Source organism: Streptomyces sp. NP-1717 (assembly GCF_022695985.1).
In the GTDB taxonomy this organism is placed as follows: Bacteria; Actinomycetota; Actinomycetes; order Streptomycetales; family Streptomycetaceae; genus Streptomyces.
In genome coordinates, this window is record NZ_JAAPBF010000039.1 from 1 (window position 1) to 16,516 (window position 16,516).

A 16,516-nucleotide genomic window follows, 5' to 3' on the forward strand; every position below is an offset into this window, starting at 1 on the left:
GCCGGGGCCACCCTCGCGGTCACCAGCGCGGCCACGACCGTCGCGCTGATGAACTACACCGTCCCGATGCTCACGCTCCCGGATCTGACCGCCGACTTCGGCACCGCGATATCGGCGCAGGCCTGGCTCCTCAACGGCGCCCCGCTCGGCCTCGCCGCCCTGCTGCTCGTCGCGGGCAGCCTCGCCGACGACTACGGCCGCCGCCGGCTCTTCCTCGCGGGCACCCTCGGCCTCGCGCTCACCACCGGACTCGGCGCACTCGCCGGCTCCACGCTCACCTTCACGCTCGCCCGGATCGCCCAGGGCGCCTCCAGCGCCGCGATCATCGCCAGCAGCCTCGGACTGCTCGTGCACGCCTTCCCGCCCGGCCCCGGCCGCATCAGGGCTACCGGCGTCTGGGGCGCGTTCGTCAGCGCGGGAATCGCCGCGGGACCGCTGCTCGCCGGCGGGCTGGGCACGTACGGCTGGCGGCCGCCGTACGTCGCTCTCGCGCTCGCCGCGCTCGTCATCGCGGTCCCCGCCTTGCGTACGCTCGGCGAATCCCGCGCGCCACGGGGCGGGCGCCCCGACCTGGCGGGCGCGGTCGTACTCTCCCTCGCCATGACCGCGCTGCTCAGCGCCCTGACGCTGGGGCGCGACGGGTGGCTGCGCACACCCGTCGTCCTGCTGCTGGTGGCCGCCGCCGTACTGACCGGTGTCTTCGCCGCCGTGGAGCGCCGCGGCGACGCCCCGCTGATCGATCCGCGGCTGGTGGGCCGGCGGCCGTTCCAGGCGGCGACGTCCGGCGCGCTGTTCACGGGGCTGGCGGTGATCGGGCTGTTCAGCTACCTGCCCGCACTGCTCCAGCGGACGCTCGGCATCTCCCCGATGGGCGCGGCCTGGCTGTTCGTGCTCTGGTCGGGTACGGCCTTCCTGGTCGCCCTCCAGGCCCGCCGCCTCGCGGGCCGCGTCGCCGCCCGCCACCAGCTCGTACTGGGCTTCGCCCTGCACGCGGCGGGCGCCCTGTCGATGCTGGGCGCGGTGGGCGCCGGGTCGTGGGAGCGGCTGGTACCGGGGCTCCTCGTCGCGGGCGTGGGCAGCGGCCTGCTGAACGCCGCGCTTCCCCGCCTGTCGGTCGAGTCCGTCCCCCAGGAGCGCGCGGCGATGGGCTCGGGCGCGAACAACACGGCCCGCTACATCGGCTCGGCGGCCGGAGTCGCCCTGATGATCGCGGTGGCGACCTCGGCGGACACCCCGGAGCACGGCACGGACCTGGCGATCCTGGTATCGGCGGGGGTGACGGTGCTCGGGGCGGCACTCGTACTGGCGCTGCGCGACCGGACGTCGGCGCGGAGCTGAGCGAGCGCTCGCACAACGGCGGGGACCACCCCCGTATCTGTCTCGAACACCCTCCGCCCCGAGGGACGTACAGCAGTACGGTGTGGACCATGCGCCCCGACATCCCTGCCGACCACACTTCTGAAGCCGAGCGCCTCCTGCGCACAGCTGCCCAGTACCCCGAAGACCGCGAACCCCTGCTGCTCCAGGCCGCGGCCCATCTCGAACTGGCCGGCGCCCGCGACCGCGCCACCGGCCTCTACGACGACCTCCTCACCGGCGCCCCGGACCACCCCCACCTGGTGAAGGCGCTCAAGGCCGCGAACCTGTGGGAGTACGGCCACGAGGCGGAGGCCCGCGCGATCATCGAGGGCCTGCGCATCGCCGAACCGCTGGAGCCGGCACCGTGGGAGATCGTGGCGGAGACGCTGGAGGCCCACGACGAACTCGAAGCGGCCCACGACTCCTACACCACGGCCCTGAACCTGCTCCTGACCCCGGGCGAGGAGGTCCCGTACTCCGCGGGCTCCCTCCTCCTCGGCCGCCACCGCCTGCGCCGGCTGCTGGGGCTGGAGCACGACGACTGGGACGCCCTCGGCGACCAGGTGAACAAGACGACCGTCCCCCTCGACGAACTCCACGACCCCAAACGCATCTGGGCCCTCGGCTCCGACAACCCGGCCGAACTCCAGGCCGAGATCGCCCGCCTGCGCGCCGAGTTGGGCTCGTACCGCTCGGCGCTCTCCCGGCCGTTCCCGGTCGCGGTCCTGCACTGGCCGGCCGCGGAACTGACCGAACTCCTCACGGCGTACCCGGACCTCCGCACCGAGTACCCCTCTCGCGAGGCGCACCTCGCCCAACTGGAGTCGGCCCTGCGCGAACTCGCCGCCACGGGCACCCCGAACCTGGGCATCGTGACGGGCACGCTCCCCTCCTACGAGGCCTTCGCCGCCTCCGAGGGCGCTTCCCCCTCGGACCCGAACCTCCTCCCCCAGTACGCCACCACCCTGGCAGCCCGCGGCCGCGCCACCTCCTGGCCCCCGGCCCGCAACGCGGCGTGCTGGTGCGGGTCGGGGGAGGCGTACAGGGAGTGCCACGGGGTGGGTTGAGACCGCGCCTCTTGATCGACACCCTCCATTCGCCGACTGACCGCGACCCACCTTTCGGGGGTGGAGGGTGCCGGGGTGTGGAGCTACTCGGGCGTCATCCGGTCATGTCCCATCTGGCTGCGGATGGCGATCCGTCCCATCCGCTGTCCGATTGCCAGATAGAGGCGATCCCCTTACTTTCCAGGTAGCCCGAGTAGGCGCCGATATCTTGAGTGAACAGCCCTATGAGATGGGGCTCTTTGAGTTGGCGCTCACGATAGAGAAAGTGGCTGTACTCGAAGAGTTGACCGACGACTTGACGAACAGCCTCTGTTGAGTTGTTCGCGCGCACGACCTTCGCCTCTACAAGCCACTCAACCTTGGGAGTTCGCCCCTCTGACGTGCGATGGAGCACTAGATCCTTGGGGTGCATCAAACGGGTAATTGGGGTATACCCGCGAGCAACCGCGTGACGACCGAATGAATCGATCAGTTTCTCATGATGTCGTTTCTTGACTTGCTGCCGGGCAACGATATTGGCAACGTAGTCCGAGCTATCCTTCGGGTGGAACCCGGCTAGAGGATCCTCACCCTGCGCACCATGGCCGTCTGGCGCGAAGTTCACTTCAAGATCACCATCCCCGTCGCTGAAATACCACGCTTCCTGAGCGACGGCAGTCCGCTTGAGAAGCCCAGCGGCGTGCGCCAAATCGCCGCTAAGGACGCCATCGTCGGGGAGTTCGGCTAGGTCATAGCTACGCGCGATGACACTGGCCGCCTCATAGGCTCGGGGCCTATCCGCGTGGTGTCGCAATGTAGGTTCATCAATCCAGCCGGCTCGCCTCTGCCTAGCTACCGACCGGCGAAGTCGTTCCGCCTGGCGCCGAAGATGATCCTGACGCGCCTTCCCTCTACCGAGACGGTCTTCCAGATGTGTGATGCCCTGCTGCAACGTGAGCGAGACAGTCTTGAGATCGGCACTGAAGATATAAGCGAGATACAGTCCCTTACCTGGCTCGCGGTTAATCACTGGATCGAACACACCAATCCAAGGAGTCGCGGCGGCACTTGACTGTCCGCCGTACCCCTTGGCGAAGAGTGAAGGTGGCAACGACAAGTCGGTGCGTTCCGCGACTCCTCGCAGAACGATTTGACCTACAACATCCCGCTTCGTCCCAGCGCTGGCATCGTACGTACTCGCGATCTCACGCAGCAGTCCTGACATCCCCATGCGTCGAGGATAGACAGGGGCACTCGGTTCCGATCAGAGCTCGTCACACGAACAACGCGCGAGCCCCACTCACCCCTTTTCAAGATCTCCCGATCCTCAGCTCCCGGCGGGCGTAGTGCCGTTGGATGGACCGTGACACACCGAATCGGCACCCTCTCAAAATTGGGTCTTGCCACTGACGGCTTCTTCGAGCTGTGCTTCGAAGCGCATCTGAGCTCGATCCAGGGTTTCGTCAGGGTCGCAGCCTTGGGCGCGGAGCCAGTGGAGGACGTCGGCGATCAGGTCGATCGCCGCTTTCTCGGCCACTGCCGCCGACAGCGGCGTCGCCACTTCCGTCTCGCTGTCCTGATCTGAGCCGTGGCGGACGATGCTCATCTCGGCTTGTGCGACGCGCGGATTCTTCGGGTGTTCGTTATGCGCCTCCAGTCCCGTGGCCAACTCACACCACACCACCTTCGAGTCGGCACGAGAGATGACGCCCCAACGGTCGGCCACCGCGTCGAGGATCATCAGACCCCGCCCCGACTCGGCGCCGGATGTGGGAGCGAGAAGCGTGGGCATCGCCCGCGTGTCCGGGTCGCTCAGCTCAATGCGGAGGTGAGCGCCGTCCGTTGAGACCGCGAGGGTGACCGGGGTTCCCGGGCCGACGTGGTTGATCACATTCGCCACCAGTTCCGAGACGCAGATCAGAGCCACGTCCTCCAAGTGCGACAGACGCCAGAGGGAGAGATGCAGCCGCATCGCCCTGCGCACTCGGGCGACCACGCGCGGCTCGGCGGTGAACGGCACTTCCCACGGTCGCCGCTGAACGCAACCACTCTCCTGGTAGATGGCCATGCCTCTGCTCCTCCCGCCGGGCGACTCACGTCGTCGCGCCCGTTTGAGCCAGCCGTGACTTTCCGTCACTCGCCATGACAGAATGACAGCGGAGCATCCCTTCATGCAATGTGCACGAAGGGATTAGCTCTAACGAGTGATTGGCGTGAGCGCCCGCTTCCGATGGGATGGAACCCCCGTTATCGCCTGAGGAGTTGAAGTGGCCGGATCACCCACCGCACGTCGTCGTCGCCTGGCGATCGAGCTGAGGAAGTTGCGCGATGAGAGCGGGATGACCTGCAATCAGGTCGGCAAGGAACTGGACTGGAGCGGTTCCAAGGTCAACCGCATGGAGACGGGCCAGGGGCGGGTGCAGCCGTCGGACGTGGACGCGCTGTGTCGCTTCTACGGGACGTCGGACGAACTGCGTGAGTTGCTGAGGGGGCTCGCCAAGGAGTCGAAGACCAAGGGGTGGTGGCACGCGCACGGTGATGCCGTGCCCTCGTGGTTCTCGGTGTACGTGGGGTTGGAACAAGCCGCCAGCAACCTGCACACCTACCAGGGTGAGTTCATCCCCGGACTTTTGCAGACACCTGAGTACGCCACCGCCTTGAGCCGGGTGACGCCCGACCAGGACCATGACGAGATTCCACGCTTGGTAGATGTGCGGATGCGCCGTCAGCAGTTGCTGACGGACGGCAAGGCTCCCGACTTCTGGGCTGTGATTCACCAGAGCGCCCTCATGCATGTGATTGGCGGCAGACAGGTGATGGCAGGGCAGCTCGAACGTATGCTGGATATCGGGCAGCAACGGAACGTGACGGTACAGGTCCTGCCGTACGACGCGGGCGCGTACCCGACCACCGGCCCCTTCACCGTCCTTGGCTTTCCTGAGCAGGAGGATCCAGATGTGGTGTATCGAGAGGGTCTGACAGACTCCGTGTACCTCGAACTCCCAGCAGACGTACGGATCTACACGAAAGCTTTCGACCACTTCAGGGCGCTTGCCCTGAGCCCTCAGCGATCAGCCGCATTGATCCGTTCAGCCTTGGAGGAACATTCCCCATGACGTCGTCCCCCACCACACCCCAGTGGCGAAAGAGCAGCTACAGCAACGGCGCCGGCGGAGAGTGCGTCGAAGTCGCTGAGCTTGCCGGAATAACCGCCGTACGTGATTCGAAGGTGCCCGCAGGCCCTCGGATCGCGATCCAGCACGGCGCGTGGGCCGACTTCGTCGGTGCGTTGCGTGCGTCTCGCCTTGTGTAACCCAGGTTGCCTTCGGCGCTCCCAGTAGGCGGGACTGCGGTCGCCGTGGTATGCGGCTCGATTTAGCCTTGAAGGGAAGACATCCATTCCCATGGCTGAGAGGAGTGATCGCCATGGCGGGACGGAGCCGCAGTGAGGTTGAGTCGGAGATCAAGGAGACGCTCGGTCTCGTACCGCATTTCCTGGCGAAGATCCCCGACGAGATGCTGGACGCCGAGTGGGAGATCTTCAAGAGGATCGAGCTCGGCGAGACGCTTATCCCGAACAAATACAAGGAACTGATGGGGATAGCGTTGCATTCGGAGACGAAGTGCCGCTACTGCCTGCTCTTCCACACGGAGGCCGCGAAGATGTTCGGGGCCACCGACGAGGAGATTCAGGAAGCTGTCCACTACGCGAAGAACAGCGTCGGCTGGAGCGTGTACCTCAACGGTACCCGTGAGAACTACGACGAATTCGCGGAGGAACTCGGGCAGATGAAGGACTACATGGCAGCGAAGGTCTGAGGTCATGCGTCTTGAGTGGGCCCGCCCGGGTGTCGTACGGGCGACTGCTCACGCGTACGAGTTCGCCGCGCTGGTGTCGGCCGCCCGGTTGGTGGCCGAGTCCGCGTCACCCGATATTCCTGCGGAAGCGTTGGAGGAGCTTCGTCAGATCCTCGATGAGTACGACGCCCAGGCGGTGCGTCTGCGCGAAGCGCCGTCCCCTGTGGACGGTGCCTGAGCGCGGGCGCTCTGTCCCGCCGACCGCGCGGTTTCCGGTGCACTGTCGGCAGAGGCGCGAAGCGCATACGCTCCCTGAGTTATGAGGGTGCTGATCTCTGTAGACATGGAGGGCATCTCGGGGATCGTGCATTCCGCCGAGACGAATCCGGACCGCTACGACTACGAGCGAGGCCGTGCGTTGATGACGGCCGAGGCGAATGCCGTGATCGCGGGTGTGCTGGACGCCGAGCCCACGGCCGAGGTGTGGGTTGCCGACGCTCACGGGCCTTTCCGCAACCTGCTGCCGGAGGAACTCGACCGGCGGGCTCGGCTGGTTCGGGGAAAACCACGGCCCCTGGGCATGCTGGGCGGGCTCGACGAGCACACGGACGCGGTGTTGCTCGTCGGTTACCACGCCCGTGCCGGCGAGGGTCCAGCCGTGCTGGCTCACACCATGAGCGACGCCGTCCTGGACGTTCGGGTAGCCGGGAGTTCCCTGGGGGAGATCGGTCTCAACGCCGCCATGGCAGGGCACTTGGGTGTGCCGGTCGTACTGCTCAGTGGTGATGACGCCGCGTGTGCCGAGCTGAGTGAGCTGGTGCCCGAGGCTGCCACCGTCGCGGTCAAACAAGCCCTCGGCCAGGCCGCCGCCGTGGCACTGCACCCCGAGGAAGCTCGGGAGCGTCTGCGACAGGGGGCCGCCGAAGCTGTCACACGACGGGCGGCGGTGCCGCCGTTCGCCCTTGCCGGACCGCTTGAGGTCGAGGTCGACCTCTACGGCCCCTACATGGTCGACCTGGCGACACTCGTGCCGGGCGTCTCACGTGCCGAGGGCGGCCGGACGGTCACCTTCACCGCCGAAGACTTCGCCGTCGCCTACCGGCTGGTCCTGCTCCTCGTACAACTCGCGAGCATCAAGCCCGCCTAGAACCCGTGAATGGCGGCAGCTGTAGTCGTCCGGGTGGTCCTGCATCCAGAGGTTGATCTTGTCGCGGGTGCCGATGTCGTCGTCAACGTGGCCCGGAGTGTGGCGAAGGCGTCGCGGACCGCCTCGACCGGGGGTGTTGTGGCGGCCGTGCGGGGCGAATCCTCGGTGCTGGACGGCAACTCAGCGGCGGACTACGACCGTTGGGCGGGTCGGGCCCGTGGTGGCGAGGTGGAGTCTGGTGAGGACCGCGGAGATCAGTTCCTGTGGGTGGTCGCGGACCAGGGACGGGGTCACGCTCAGGACCGAAACGCCGTGGGATTCCAGGAGGAGGCGGCGGCGGAGAGTGGCGCGGTACTCCGTGATGCCCAGGTGGTATTCCGCCGAGTCGACCTCCAGCGCGACGCCCTCGTAGGGCCAGTAGGCGTCCGGGCGGGCCAGGAAAGCGCCGGCCGGGGTGTGGAGGGTGGGGTTCCAGAGGGGGTCGGGGACACCGGCGCCGAGGAGGGTGTCGCGGGTCTCGCCCTCGGCGATGGAGCGGATGCCGACGCGGAGGTCGTCCAGCACCGCGCGGACCGCGGGGTTGCGCAGGGCGTGGGACGCGTGGAGTTCGGCGCGGAGGTCGTCCGGGTGACAGCGGCCTTTCTGGACGGTGCTCACCAGGAGCGCGCGGACGCGGTCGGGCGAGGGCTCGTGCGCGGCGAAGTCGGAGGCCGCCCGGACCGCCCGGACGCAGGGGATGCCCTGGCCCCGGAGGGTCGGTGGCCAGCGGCGAGTGGGGTGGAGGCGGACGTACGAGCGGTCGCGGAGCCGGCGGCCGGCGTCGACCAGGACGTCGGCCCGGTCGGCGCGGGCGCCCCGTACGCCGTAGATGGCCAGGACCGCCTCGCCCGTCAGGACGGCGGTGCGGCCCGACATCTCGGACGCGCCCCTGGCCGCGAACAGGACGGCCGCCAGAAGCTGTTGCCAGACGTCCGGCTTGCCCGTCTGTATCAGGACGACCCCCGGCAACAGCCGCTGCCAGCGACCGCCGGGCGCGCAGCGGCGGGCGGCCGTGCTGGCGGCCAGGCCGGTGGCGCGCAGTTGTCCGCAGGTCGCCAGGCACATCTGTGTGCGGGCGAGGCGGTCGATGGCCGCGGTGTCCGCTGTTGTGGGTTTCGACATGGGCGAGGCCTGCCCATCCGTGACTCTGTGTAGTGGTAATCACGGAATGTTGTTGCCTTGTGTGGTGTGGGGCGCGTTCAAAGCCCGTTCGCAGGCTGTGCGCAGCGCAGGAACTCCTCGATCAGCGCGTGCAGTTCCGCCGGGCTGTCCAGGTGTACGTCATGGCCCGCCCCCGCGACGGCCTCGACCCGCGTCCCGGCAGGGCGGCGTACGCGCATCTCGTCGGCCTCCGACGCCGGCATGGCGCCCGCCTCGCCCCGGACCACCAGCGTGGGGCAGCGCACCTGGTCCCATTCCTCCCAGAACGAGCGGACGGCGCTCTCCGCCACGCAGCCCACCATCACGTCCCGGTCGATACGCGGATACAGACCGTCGGGGCGGACCTGAAGGCCCGCGGCCCAGGCGAGGCCCGCCGGGCCGCCGCCGAAGAAGCGCACCGCCGTGTCGGCCGAGGCGAACGGGACCGGCCACGAGTCCAGCCAGGTGCCGATCTTGCCGGGCAGTTCGGGGGCGGGGCCCCTCGGTCCGGCCTCCACCAGGACCAGCGCGCGGACGAGATCCGGGTGGGCGGCGGCCGTGAGCAGGGCCGTGAGCCCGCCGAGGGACTGGCCGATCAGGACGGGGCGGGTCAGGGCCAGTTGTCCGATGACGGCGACGGCGTCCCGTACGTGCGCGGCGCGCGAGACGTCCCCGGGAAGGCGGTCGCTCATGCCGTGGCCCCGCGCGTCGTAACCGACGAGGCGGTACTCGGGGCCGAGCAGGCCCGCGAGTACGTCCCACTCCGCCGTGTGGCCCGCGAGGCCGTGGAGCAGCAGGACGGGGACGGCGGGCTGGGCGGATCGCGCGGAGGGCTCCCGTCCGTACTCCGTGCAGGCCAGCCGTGTGCCGTCGGCCGTCGTGATCGTCGTGTGGCGTGCTCTCGGCAAGAAGTCCACCCCTTCGCTGAACGCCTCCGTACAACTGTGCGTACTAGAGAGCACTCCCCCATGGTTGCTGGGTGTGTGGGCCGGACACCGGGTCCGGTTCACACACCCAGCTCTGTCCGGCCGAGGACCTGTCCGGGGGACAGTCGCTAGCTGAGCGCGTGCGAGATCGTGTAGATCAGCAGGCCGGCCAGGGCGCCCACGACCGTGCCGTTGATGCGGATGAACTGGAGGTCGCGGCCGATGTGGGCCTCGATCTTCTTGGACGTGTGCTTGCCGTCCCAGCTCGCGACCGTGTCGGAGATCAGTGACGTGATCTCACCCCGGTACGTCGTCACGACGTAGTCCGCGGCGTCCTCCACCCAGCCCTCCAGCTTCCGCTGGAGCCTGCCGTCCGTCGCCAGGCGGGCGCCGAGCGAGAGGAGGGAGGCGCGGGCGCGCAGGCGCAGTTCGCTGCGGTCGTCCTCGGCCGCGGCGATGATCATCGCGCGTACGGAGGACCACGCCGACGCGATGATGTCCTGCACCTCGGGGCGGGCCAGCAGGTCCGACTTGAGGCGTTCGACGCGGGCCCGGGTCTCCGTGTCCGACTGGAGGTCGGAGGCGAAGTCCCGGAGGAAGCGGTCGATCGCGCCGCGCGCCGGGTGGGTCGGCATGTCGCGCATCTCCGTGACGAAGCGCAGCAACTCCTTGTAGACGCGGTCGCCGATCCTGCGGTCGACGAAGCGCGGCGTCCAGCCCGGCGCGCCGCCCTGGACCGCGTCCATGACCGAATCGCCGTGCTCGACCAGCCAGTCGTGCCCGCGGGCGCAGATGAGGTCGACGGCGCGGTGGTGGGCACCGTCGTCGACGACGCGCGCCAGCATCTTCCCTATGCCGGGGGCGATCTCGGCGGCGTCCGCGCGGCGGGTGATCGCCTCGCCGACGACGGCCTGGACGTCGCTGTCCCGCAGGACGGTCAGCGCGCCGCGCAGGGCCGTGGCGAGTTCGGCGGTGACGCGGTCGGCGTGGGCGGGTTCGGCGAGCCAGGCGCCGAGACGGCCGCCGATGCCCAGCCCGCGCAGCCGGGTGCGTACGACGTCGGAGGAGAGGAAGTTCTCCCCCACGAACGAGCCGAGCGACGCGCCGAGTTGGTCCTTCTTGTTCGGGATGATCGCGGTGTGCGGAATGGGCAGGCCGAGCGGGTGGCGGAACAGCGCCGTGACGGCGAACCAGTCGGCGAGCGCGCCGACCATGCCGGCTTCGGCCGCCGCCGCGACATAGCCGGGCCAGCCGGTGATGCCCGAGTTCTCGGCCCAGGTGGCGAGGATGTAGATGACCGCGACGAACACCAGCAGGCCGGTCGCGGTGGTCTTCATACGGCGGACGCCGCGCCGCTTCTCCTCGTCGGCCTCGGTGAAGCCGAGGGAGCCGAGCGGGGAGAACGGTGAGCGCTTGCCGGGGCCGGAGCCGCCGGGCCCGGAGCCCGGGTCGGACACGGGGCCCGAGCCGTCGCCACCGTTGCCCCCGCCGTTGCCGTTGCCCGAACCGGACCGCGCCCCGGAGCCCGCTCCCGTACCGGAGGAGCCCGAGCCCTGCCCGGACTCCGGACGGGAGGTGATGGCCGTCGCCGACCTGCCCGCGCGGGCGGGCCCGGAAGAGGCCACCTCCGTACGAGCGGAGCCCGCCGCGTCCGCACCGGCCCCGGGCACGGGCCCGCCGGGCGCGGACCGCTCGGTCACCGGCCGATCGGACGCCGCCCTGTCCGCGTCCGCCCCCGTGTCCCTCGACCTGTCCGGTTCAGCCGGATCGCGTCGTTCCATTCAGTCCACCCATCCACATACGTGCCGCCGTGCCGCTGTCCCGCCGGGCCCTGCCGTCGCTTGCCCGGATCAGGCCCCGATCCGGCCCGTCGGCGGGCCCTTGCCCACCCGTACGCATTGTCCCTACCTCTGGTACTCCCGGGGCGCATCCCGAGTTCCCGCGTCATGCCGGATGATGTCCTTTGTACGTAGGTGAGGGAGACACGGGGGACATGAACAGACAACGGGGATTCGCCCTGCTCGCGGGGCTTCTGGCGGTCGTGGCGCTGGTGTGCGTCACGATATTCGCCGGGGTCGGCGCGCTGGGCGGCGGCGGGGGCCGTGACGAGGGCAGCAGTGACCAGGCCGCGGCGTCCGGGAGCGGCGCGGGCGGGGGCGGCCGTACGCCGGTGGGATCGGTCGCGCCCGCGTCCGCCGACGCGTGGGTCGGGACGTGGGCCGCCGCGCCGGCCGGGATCGAGCCGGGCGTGCCCAGGGGCCACGTCGGCCGCTCCATCCGCAACGTCGTGCACACCAGCATCGGCGGCACCGCCGCGCGCATCACCCTCTCCAACCTCTTCAGCCGAGAGGCCCTGCTCATCGGCCGTGCCTCGGTCGCGGTCGCCCAGCACAAGGAGGACGCCGGGGCCGCCGCCGGCACGATGCGTCCGGTCACCTTCGGTAAGAGGACGTCCGTCGTCGTCCCGCCGGGCGGACGCGTCGTCAGTGATCCCGTACGGCTCCAGGTGGCGCCCGACACGGACCTGTTGGTGACCGTTTACACGCCCGCGCCCGGCGGCCCCGTCACCTACCACCCGCGCGCCCTGCGCACCTCGTACACGGCCCTGGGGGACCGTACGGGGGACGTCAGCGGCACCGCGTACATCGAGCGCGCCCCGGTCTGGCGCTACCTCACCGCCGTCGACGTGCTCAACCGGCAGGCGCGCGGCTCCGTCGTCGTCATCGGTGACTCGATCACGGACGGCATCGGCTCGTCGTACGAGGCCGACCGCCGCTGGACCGACACGCTGGCGGACCGGGTGCGCGGCAGCGGTCTGGGGGTGCTCAACGCGGGCATCAGCGGCAACCGCCTGCTGCGGCAGAGCCTCGCCGACGGCAAGGGCCCGAGCGGCGTCTCCCGCTTCGGGCGCGACGTCCTGGAGAGGGCGGGCACCGAGGCCGTCTTCGTCGAGCTGGGCATCAACGACATCATCCGCCGGCCGCACGAGAGAGACGCGGACCGGATCACGGCCGGTCTGAAGAACCTCACCCGGCAGGCGCACGCCCGGGGGCTGCGGGTCGTCGGATCGACGCTCACGCCCTTCGGCGGCAACCCGCGCCACACCGACGAACTGGAAGCGGTACGGGACCGGGTCAACGACGCCATCAGGTCAGGGGAGGTCTTCGACCGGACGGTCGACTTCGACCGGCTGCTGCGCGATCCGTACGCCCCCGACCGGCTGCGGCCCGAGTACGACTCCGGCGACGGTCTGCATCCGAGCGACGCCGGCTACCGGGCGATGGGGCGCTTCGTGAAGCTCGGAGACCTGGTCGGCAAGGAGCCCGCGCAGCTCTGACCACGGGGTAGGAGGTCGCTCAGGTCCGAGTGCCGGGCCGCGAGTCCGCCCGGCACCGAAGCGGGCTCCGCGCCCAGCTCTGAAGACCGGCTCGCAAGTCCGTTCAGGTCCGCGAGCCGGCTCGCGGGTCCGCCCCGCTCTGCGGGCGGCCTCGCGAGTCCGCCCGGCTCCGGGGGCCGGCCCGGAGTCCGCTCAGTCCAGTTCCTTGCGGAGCCTGTCCTTCTCCAGCTCCGCCTTCTTGCGCTCCTCCTTGAGACGGCGCTTCTCCGCCGCCCTCATCTTGCGCTCCACGCCGACGCCGCCCATCATCGAGAACCCCGTGATGATCACGCGCGGCGAGCCGGGACTCACATCCGTCGCCTCGCCGCTCTCGCCGAAGCCGCCCATGATCCCGAAGCCGCGCACCGTGACGTCCATGTCCGGCGGGACGGTGACATGGACGCCGCCCATCAGCGTGAAGCAGCGGATGACCACGTCACGCTGTTCGAACCGGGCCTCACGCAGATCGATCTCGCCACCGCCCATGCAGACCGCCGCGAGGAACTTCGGGCCGACCGTCCACGAACCCTTGCGGTTGAATCCGCCCCAGATGGCGAGGGCCCACTTGGAGGTCGCGGGGCCCTGGCCGACCTTCGCCGCCCACCGTCCGCGCCCCTCACCGTCGCCGGTGCGCGCCAGACCGGTCGTGGCCGCGCCCACCGCCGGCAGGTCGCGTACGAGCGGCTCCAACTCGCCGTGCGTACGGGCCTTGTACGCCGCGTCGAGACGGGTGTCGAACTCCGCCATGTCGATGCGCCCCTCGGCCACGGCCTCGCGCAGCAGTTCGGCGACACGCTCGCGTTCGGCGTCGGAGGCGCGCATCTCGGGAAGTTCACTCGTCATACGCTCAGACTAGTCAAAGGTGAGTCGGCCGTCACAGCGCCGTTCGCTCCGCGGGCTCCGGGACCTTCCTCCTGGAGAGCATCTTCGCGATGACGGACTCGATGTCCGGCTCCCGCACCGACAGATCCATCAGCGGATACTCCGCCGCGATCCGCGCCACCAGCGGCGCCGCCGATTGCGCCGCCGGGAAGGCCAGCCACTGCCGCGGCCCCTCCACCTTCACCACCCGCGCCCCCGGCAGCTCGACCGGCGGCAGCTCCCGTTCGAGGTCGACGACCAGGGTCCGCTCGCTCGCGCCCACCTCGTGCAGTCCGGCGAGCGCCCCGTCGTACATCAGCCGGCCGTGGTCGATGACCATGACCCGCTCGCAGAGCTGCTCGATGTCGGTGAGGTCGTGCGTGGTCAGCACCACCGTCGTACGGCGCTCCGCGTTCAGGTCCCGCAGGAACTCGCGGACCCTGGCCTTGGAGATCACGTCCAGGCCGATCGTCGGCTCGTCGAGGTAGAGCACCTCGGGGTCGTGCAGCAGCGCCGCCGCGATGTCGCCGCGCATCCGCTGGCCGAGCGAGAGCTGCCGTACGGGGACCTCCAGCAGCTCGCCCAGTTCGAGCAGTTCGACGCAGCGCTCCAGATTCTCCCGGTACCGCCGGTCGGGGATGCGGTACATACGGTGCACCAGCCGGTAGGAGTCGATCAGCGGCAGGTCCCACCACAGGGTCGTGCGCTGGCCGAACACCACGCCGATGCGGCGCGCCAGCTTCGTACGCTCCCGCGACGGGTCGATCCCGGCGACCCGCAGCCGGCCCGCGCTCGGCGTCAGGATGCCGGTGAGCATCTTGATGGTGGTCGACTTTCCGGCGCCGTTGGGGCCGATGTAGCCGACCATCTCGCCGCGTGCCACGCGGAAGGTGATGCCGTCGACCGCGCGCACCTGACGCTTCTCACGGCGCAGCAGGCCCGCCCTTCGCCGGACGTCGAAGACCTTCTCGACGCCGTCCAGTTCGATGAGGCCGGGGCCGTCCGAGTCCATGTCCTTCATGTGTCCCTCTCCCGTCCGCGGTGCCGCCCTGTCCACTGCCCTAACTGCCCGTGCTGCGGTACGCGCGCAGCCCCGCCCGCCACGCCAGTCCCGCCAGCGCGCAGCACCCCGCCGCCACCAGCGGTGGCAGGAACGCCACCCAGTCCGGCAGCCCCAGCGGATCCTCACGGTCCATCACGTAAAGCGCGGGCAGCCAGTTGACGAAGGCCAGCGGCACCACGAACGTCACCCCGCGCACCAGGTCCTTCGCGAAGACCGTCGGCGGGTACTGGAGCAGCGTGGTGCCGCCGTACGTGAAGGAGTTCTGCACCTCGGCGGCGTCCTGCGCCCAGAACTGGAACGCCGCGCCCGCCACGAACACCGCCGCGAAGATCGTCGCGCCGCTGAGCAGCATCATCGGGATCATCGCGGCCTTCAGCGGCGTCCAGGCGATGTCCAGGGCCGTCAGCGCGTATCCGAGTACCAGCAGGCCCTGGGTGATCCGGCCCAGCCTCCGCAGCGCGAACCGGTCGGCGGCGATCTGCGCGAGCACCGGCACCGGCCGGACCAGCAGGGTGTCCAGGGTGCCGTCCCTGACCCGGCGGCCCAGCCGGTCCATCGAGCCCATCAACAGGTCGGCGAGGCCGAAGGCCGTGCCCGCGGCGCCGTACAGGAAGGCGACCTCGGGCAGCGAGTAGCCGCCCAGCCGGTCGACGTGGGAGAACATCAGCAGGATCGCGACGAAGTCGAACGCGGTCGCCGCGAAGTTCCCGAAGGCCGTCATGGCGAAGGACGCGCGGTAGGTCATCGTCGAGCGCACCCACATGGCCACGATCAGGCCGTACGCGCGCAGCCCCTCCCGCAGAAGCGGGCGCGACCACTGGCCGGTACCGGCCCCGCCGCCGGCCACCCCGTCGTCAGCCACCCTGCACCACCACCCGTCGCGTCGCCACGGACTGGACCAGCCGCCCGAGCGTCAGCAGCGCCAGCGCCCAGCCGGCCTGGAAGGCGAACGCCCCGAGCAGCCCCCACCCGGTGTGACGGCCGAGGAAGACGTCCGCGGGCACCTGGAGCAGCGACGACCACGGCAGCACTCTCGCGATCTCGCCGAGCAGACCGGGGAAGAGCGTCAGCGGCAGCAGCATCCCTGAGAAGAACAGCCCCACCAGGAAGGCGATCTGCCCCACGCCCGCGCCGTCCATCAGCCAGAAGGCCGACAGGGCGACCAGGAAGCGTACGGAGAAGCTGACGACGACCCCCAGGAACACGGAGAGCAGGAAGGCGAGCCATGTCAGGGGATCGTCGGGCAGCGCCAGGTCGAAGGCGAGCGCGCCGAGCGCCATCGGCACGATGCCGCGCCCCATCAGATGGAAGGCGGCGCGCCCCAAGTCGCCTGCCAGCCACCACAGTTGAAGATCGGCCGGCCGGTAGAGGTCGATCGCGACGTCGCCGGTGCGGATGCGCTCCATCAGCTCGTTCTCGAAGCCGCCGCCCATCATGGCGCAGGTCATCAGCAGCGCCTGGCCGAGCCATACATAGGTGAGGGCCTGCGAGAGGTCGTAGCCGCCGAGCTGCGGGCGCTGTTCCCAGAGCGCCGTGTAGGTGTACGCCACGATGAAGCCGAAGACGGTGTTGGTGAACACTCCGGCGGCCGTGGCGCTCCGGTAGGTCGCGTATCGACGGAAGCCGCCCGCCGCGACGACCGCGTACAGACGCACGTCAGCACTCCCCCTCAGGCCCGTTACGTGTGATGTCCCCGCGCCGTTCCCGCTGTACGGCACCAAAGCGCACGACCCTAGCCCAAGGGGGTCAGCCACCGCGAGC

General features: G+C 69.8%; 17 protein-coding genes. 8 read left to right on the plus strand and 9 right to left on the minus strand.

Annotated features, from left to right (window positions below):
- Positions 1 to 1,338 (plus strand): MFS transporter (locus GXP76_RS11470; protein WP_242571377.1); only part of this gene is annotated, 1,338 nt, incomplete at its 5' end.
- Positions 1,339 to 1,427: 89 nt separating this feature from the next.
- Positions 1,428 to 2,426, plus strand: a complete 999-nt coding sequence (locus tag GXP76_RS11475) for an SEC-C domain-containing protein (RefSeq protein ID WP_242571378.1) — start codon at positions 1,428 to 1,430, stop codon at positions 2,424 to 2,426.
- A gap of 94 nt (positions 2,427 to 2,520) precedes the next feature.
- Here GXP76_RS11475 and GXP76_RS11480 read toward each other — a convergent pair whose 3' ends face one another.
- Entirely contained in the window at positions 2,521 to 3,636 is a 1,116-nt protein-coding gene (locus GXP76_RS11480) for an MrcB family domain-containing protein (RefSeq protein WP_242571379.1), read from the minus strand.
- A 156-nt stretch (positions 3,637 to 3,792) separates the two neighbouring features.
- Complete coding sequence (locus tag GXP76_RS11485) at positions 3,793 to 4,473, minus strand: ATP-binding protein (protein ID WP_242571380.1); 681 nt, start codon at positions 4,471 to 4,473, stop codon at positions 3,793 to 3,795.
- 199 nt (positions 4,474 to 4,672) lie between these two features.
- On the opposite strand from GXP76_RS11485, the gene GXP76_RS11490 reads away from it, so the two are divergent.
- From GXP76_RS11490 to GXP76_RS11510, 5 genes are all read left to right on the plus strand, one after another.
- Positions 4,673 to 5,521, plus strand: coding sequence for a helix-turn-helix transcriptional regulator (locus GXP76_RS11490; protein WP_242571381.1), 849 nt, complete (start codon positions 4,673 to 4,675; stop codon positions 5,519 to 5,521).
- Complete coding sequence (locus GXP76_RS11495; RefSeq protein ID WP_242571382.1) at positions 5,518 to 5,718, plus strand: DUF397 domain-containing protein; 201 nt, start codon at positions 5,518 to 5,520, stop codon at positions 5,716 to 5,718. The genes GXP76_RS11490 and GXP76_RS11495 overlap by 4 nt, the downstream gene beginning before the upstream one ends.
- Positions 5,719 to 5,831: 113 nt before the next feature.
- Positions 5,832 to 6,224 (plus strand): carboxymuconolactone decarboxylase family protein, encoded by a 393-nt coding sequence (locus GXP76_RS11500; RefSeq protein WP_242571383.1) that lies wholly within the window; start codon positions 5,832 to 5,834, stop codon positions 6,222 to 6,224.
- 4 nt (positions 6,225 to 6,228) lie between these two features.
- Positions 6,229 to 6,441: a hypothetical protein gene (locus GXP76_RS11505; protein ID WP_242571384.1), complete on the plus strand. Its 213-nt coding sequence runs from the start codon at positions 6,229 to 6,231 to the stop codon at positions 6,439 to 6,441.
- An 81-nt stretch (positions 6,442 to 6,522) separates the two neighbouring features.
- Positions 6,523 to 7,350, plus strand: a complete 828-nt coding sequence (locus GXP76_RS11510) for a M55 family metallopeptidase (protein WP_242571385.1) — start codon at positions 6,523 to 6,525, stop codon at positions 7,348 to 7,350.
- Between the two features lie 180 nt (positions 7,351 to 7,530).
- Here GXP76_RS11510 and GXP76_RS11515 read toward each other — a convergent pair whose 3' ends face one another.
- From GXP76_RS11515 to GXP76_RS11525, 3 genes are all read right to left on the minus strand, one after another.
- A complete protein-coding gene (locus tag GXP76_RS11515) occupies positions 7,531 to 8,511 on the minus strand; it encodes a hypothetical protein (protein WP_242571386.1) in 981 nt (326 codons plus the stop codon).
- Positions 8,512 to 8,588: 77 nt separating this feature from the next.
- A complete protein-coding gene (locus tag GXP76_RS11520) occupies positions 8,589 to 9,437 on the minus strand; it encodes an alpha/beta fold hydrolase (RefSeq protein ID WP_242571387.1) in 849 nt (282 codons plus the stop codon).
- 146 nt (positions 9,438 to 9,583) lie between these two features.
- On the minus strand, positions 9,584 to 11,236 hold the full coding sequence (locus GXP76_RS11525) for a DUF445 domain-containing protein (RefSeq protein WP_374360630.1): 1,653 nt from the start codon (positions 11,234 to 11,236) through the stop codon (positions 9,584 to 9,586).
- 212 nt (positions 11,237 to 11,448) lie between these two features.
- On the opposite strand from GXP76_RS11525, the gene GXP76_RS11530 reads away from it, so the two are divergent.
- The gene (locus GXP76_RS11530) at positions 11,449 to 12,792 is read left to right on the plus strand and encodes an SGNH/GDSL hydrolase family protein (RefSeq protein WP_242571388.1); all 1,344 of its coding nucleotides are present in this window, start codon (positions 11,449 to 11,451) and stop codon (positions 12,790 to 12,792) included.
- Positions 12,793 to 12,984: 192 nt separating this feature from the next.
- Here the strand turns inward: GXP76_RS11530 and GXP76_RS11535 are convergent, their stop codons facing one another.
- Genes GXP76_RS11535 through GXP76_RS11550 form a run of 4 tightly spaced genes read right to left on the minus strand, consistent with a single transcriptional unit; the run spans position 12,985 to position 16,410 of the window.
- Positions 12,985 to 13,674: a DUF1707 domain-containing protein gene (locus GXP76_RS11535; protein WP_242571389.1), complete on the minus strand. Its 690-nt coding sequence runs from the start codon at positions 13,672 to 13,674 to the stop codon at positions 12,985 to 12,987.
- A 31-nt stretch (positions 13,675 to 13,705) separates the two neighbouring features.
- Entirely contained in the window at positions 13,706 to 14,713 is a 1,008-nt protein-coding gene (locus tag GXP76_RS11540) for an ATP-binding cassette domain-containing protein (RefSeq protein ID WP_242571390.1), read from the minus strand.
- 40 nt (positions 14,714 to 14,753) lie between these two features.
- Complete coding sequence (locus GXP76_RS11545) at positions 14,754 to 15,602, minus strand: ABC transporter permease (protein ID WP_242571417.1); 849 nt, start codon at positions 15,600 to 15,602, stop codon at positions 14,754 to 14,756.
- 7 nt (positions 15,603 to 15,609) lie between these two features.
- Entirely contained in the window at positions 15,610 to 16,410 is an 801-nt protein-coding gene (locus GXP76_RS11550) for an ABC-2 family transporter protein (RefSeq protein WP_242571391.1), read from the minus strand.
- Between the last annotated feature and the right edge of the window lie 106 nt (positions 16,411 to 16,516).

Coding starts and splice junctions, on each gene's coding strand:
- GXP76_RS11475 (WP_242571378.1), top strand. CDS start 1,428: ATGCGCCCCGACATCCCTGCCGACCACACTTCTGAAGCCGAGCGCCTC.
- GXP76_RS11480 (WP_242571379.1), bottom strand. CDS start 3,636: ATGGGGATGTCAGGACTGCTGCGTGAGATCGCGAGTACGTACGATGCC.
- GXP76_RS11485 (WP_242571380.1), bottom strand. CDS start 4,473: ATGGCCATCTACCAGGAGAGTGGTTGCGTTCAGCGGCGACCGTGGGAA.
- GXP76_RS11495 (WP_242571382.1), top strand. CDS start 5,518: ATGACGTCGTCCCCCACCACACCCCAGTGGCGAAAGAGCAGCTACAGC.
- GXP76_RS11500 (WP_242571383.1), top strand. CDS start 5,832: ATGGCGGGACGGAGCCGCAGTGAGGTTGAGTCGGAGATCAAGGAGACG.
- GXP76_RS11505 (WP_242571384.1), top strand. CDS start 6,229: ATGCGTCTTGAGTGGGCCCGCCCGGGTGTCGTACGGGCGACTGCTCAC.
- GXP76_RS11510 (WP_242571385.1), top strand. CDS start 6,523: ATGAGGGTGCTGATCTCTGTAGACATGGAGGGCATCTCGGGGATCGTG.
- GXP76_RS11515 (WP_242571386.1), bottom strand. CDS start 8,511: ATGTCGAAACCCACAACAGCGGACACCGCGGCCATCGACCGCCTCGCC.
- GXP76_RS11525 (WP_374360630.1), bottom strand. CDS start 11,236: ATGGAACGACGCGATCCGGCTGAACCGGACAGGTCGAGGGACACGGGG.
- GXP76_RS11530 (WP_242571388.1), top strand. CDS start 11,449: ATGAACAGACAACGGGGATTCGCCCTGCTCGCGGGGCTTCTGGCGGTC.
- GXP76_RS11535 (WP_242571389.1), bottom strand. CDS start 13,674: ATGACGAGTGAACTTCCCGAGATGCGCGCCTCCGACGCCGAACGCGAG.
- GXP76_RS11540 (WP_242571390.1), bottom strand. CDS start 14,713: ATGAAGGACATGGACTCGGACGGCCCCGGCCTCATCGAACTGGACGGC.